This window comes from Halomonas sp. (assembly GCF_041689495.1).
Taxonomy (GTDB): Bacteria; Pseudomonadota; Gammaproteobacteria; order Pseudomonadales; family Halomonadaceae; genus Halomonas.
In genome coordinates, this window is sequence record NZ_JBDNGD010000112.1 from 1 (window position 1) to 2,629 (window position 2,629).

Below are 2,629 nucleotides of genomic sequence, written 5' to 3' on the forward strand. Positions count from 1 at the left end.
AGTTAGAAGGAGATTACCAGAAGAGCCAGAGTAACCAGAGACCCAGCAATATCCGGTAGGCCACGAAGGGCTGCATGCCCAGGCGCTTGATGAAGATCAGGAAGTAATGGATGCACAGGTAGGCGCTGAATCCGGACAGCAGCGTCCCCAACCCCATGGCCACCCAGTCCACCGAGCGGGACTCACCGATCAGGACAAGGACCTCGAGCCCACCGGCCAGCAGGATCACCGGAATGGAAAGCAGAAAGGAGAAGCGTGCGGCACCCTCGCGACTCATCCCCAGAAGAAGCGCCGCGGTCATGGTGATGCCCGAGCGCGAGGTACCGGGAATCAGTGCCAAGGCCTGGGCGACGCCGATCCAGAGGGCATCCTTCCAGGTCAACTGGTACTCGTTGCGCGCCCCGCGGTGACGCCAGTCGGCATAACCGAGCAGCAGGCCGAAGACGATCAAGCCCCCGGCGATGATCAGCGGCGAGCGCATGGCCTTTTCAATGGTGTCCTCGAAGGCAAGCCCCACGAGTCCCACCGGAATGGTGGCCAGCATCACCCACCAGGCCAGGCGAGCATCCTCGTCCGTACCATGACCACGCACTGAACGACCCCAGCTCAGGGTCATGCGCCAGAGGTCATGGCGGAAATAGAGCACCACCGCCGCCAGGCTTCCCAGGTGCAGGGCGACATCGAAGACCAGGCCCTGATCCTCCCAGGATGTCAGCACCGGCACCAGGATGAGATGCGCGGAACTCGATATCGGCAGGAACTCGGTCACGCCCTGGACGATGGATAACACAACGATTTGCAGCCACTCCATGGCACTTCCTGAATCGAGTGGAGAGAAGGATGACAGGCTGACGGTGGTCACCTGACGCCAGGCGAGCGGGAAAAACCCTCACTGGACGACGACGAGGATACAGATCTCCTCGGTGCTTGTCCTCAGGCAATGCCATGGAACCGAGGTCGCCATCGCCCGCCGGACATCGTTGTGGCTCAACAGGCTACTGGAGACAAAAACGCCTCCCGGAGGGTTTCCGGGAGGCGTTGCAACGGTCGGGCTGGATCGGATCAGCCCTTGCCGGCCTTCTTGCGCAGTTGCTGAATGGTGCGCAGCTGCGCCACGGCTTCGGCGAGTTCTGCTGCGGCGCGGGTGTAGTCGAGCTCGGACGACTTGTCATTCAGGTGCTTCAGCGCCTGCTGACGTGCCTCTTCGGCAGCCGCCTCATTGATGTCATGCGCACGGGTCGCCGCATCGGCCAGAATGGTCACTACATCGGGCTGGACTTCCAGGAAGCCTCCCGAGACGTAGTAGCTCTCCTCCTGGCCCCCATCGAAGATCACCCGCACCGGCCCCGGCGACAGCTCGGTGAGCAGCGGGGCATGGCCGGGAAGAATTCCCAGCTCGCCCATCAGGCCATTGGCGATGATCCGCTCGATCTCGCCCGAGAAGATCGCCGCCTCGGCACTGACGATTTCGCACTTGAAGCTTTTCGCCATAGTGTAATTCCCCTGATGGACGGCCTTACTTCATCTGGTTGGCTTTCTCGACGGCTTCGTCGATAGTCCCCACCATGTAGAAGGCCTGCTCCGGGAGTTCATCGTACTCGCCCTCAAGGATGCCCTGGAAGCCACGGATAGTTTCCTTCAGGGAGACATACTTGCCGGGAGAACCGGTGAACACCTCGGCGACAAAGAACGGCTGGGACAGGAAGCGCTGGATCTTGCGCGCCCGGTACACGGACAACTTGTCCTCGTCGGACAACTCATCCATGCCCAGGATTGCGATGATGTCCTTGAGCTCCTTGTAGCGTTGCAACACATTCTGGACGCCACGGGCCGTGTCATAGTGATCCTGACCCACCACCAATGGATCCAGCTGACGCGAGGTGGAATCCAGCGGGTCGATGGCCGGATAGATCCCCAGCTCGGCGATGGAGCGTGCCAGTACCACGGTGGCATCCAGATGCGCGAAGGTGGTCGCCGGTGAGGGGTCGGTCAGGTCATCCGCGGGCACGTAGACGGCCTGCACGGAGGTGATCGAACCCGTCTTGGTGGAAGTGATGCGCTCCTGGAGGACACCCATCTCCTCGGCCAGGGTCGGCTGGTAACCCACTGCGGACGGCATCCGCCCCAGCAGCGCCGATACTTCGGTACCCGCCAGGGTGTAACGGTAGATGTTGTCGACGAACAGCAGCACGTCGCGACCTTCATCACGGAACTTCTCGGCGATGGTCAGGCCGGTCAGGGCCACACGCAGGCGGTTTCCTGGTGGCTCGTTCATCTGGCCGTAGACCAGCGCTACCTTGTCGATGACGTTGGATTCGGTCATCTCATGGTAGAAGTCGTTACCCTCGCGGGTCCGCTCGCCGACACCGGCAAAGACGGAATACCCGCTGTGCTCGGTGGCGATGTTGCGGATCAGCTCCATCATGTTGACGGTCTTGCCGACGCCGGCGCCGCCGAACAGGCCGACCTTGCCGCCCTTGGCAAACGGGCAGACCAGGTCGATGACCTTGATGCCGGTTTCCAGCAGCTCTTCCGATGCCGCCTGCTCGGCATAGGCGGGCGGCTTGCGGTGGATCGGCATGCGCTCCTGCTCGCCGATGTCACCCGCCTCGTCGATGGGCTCGCCGAG

3 protein-coding genes are annotated in these 2,629 nt (G+C 62.2%); all 3 read right to left on the reverse strand.

Going from position 1 to position 2,629, the window contains the following annotated elements; all coding sequences use genetic code 11:
* Positions 1-13 precede the first annotated feature (13 nt).
* Positions 14-811: an undecaprenyl-diphosphate phosphatase gene (locus tag ACESMD_RS03705; protein WP_372610443.1), complete on the reverse strand. Its 798-nt coding sequence runs from the start codon at positions 809-811 to the stop codon at positions 14-16.
* A 251-nt stretch (positions 812-1,062) separates the two neighbouring features.
* Entirely contained in the window at positions 1,063-1,491 is a 429-nt protein-coding gene (locus tag ACESMD_RS03710; protein WP_372610445.1) for a F0F1 ATP synthase subunit epsilon, read from the reverse strand.
* Between the two features lie 25 nt (positions 1,492-1,516).
* On the reverse strand, positions 1,517-2,629 hold a 1,113-nt coding region (gene atpD / locus ACESMD_RS03715), incomplete at its 5' end, for a F0F1 ATP synthase subunit beta (RefSeq protein ID WP_372610447.1).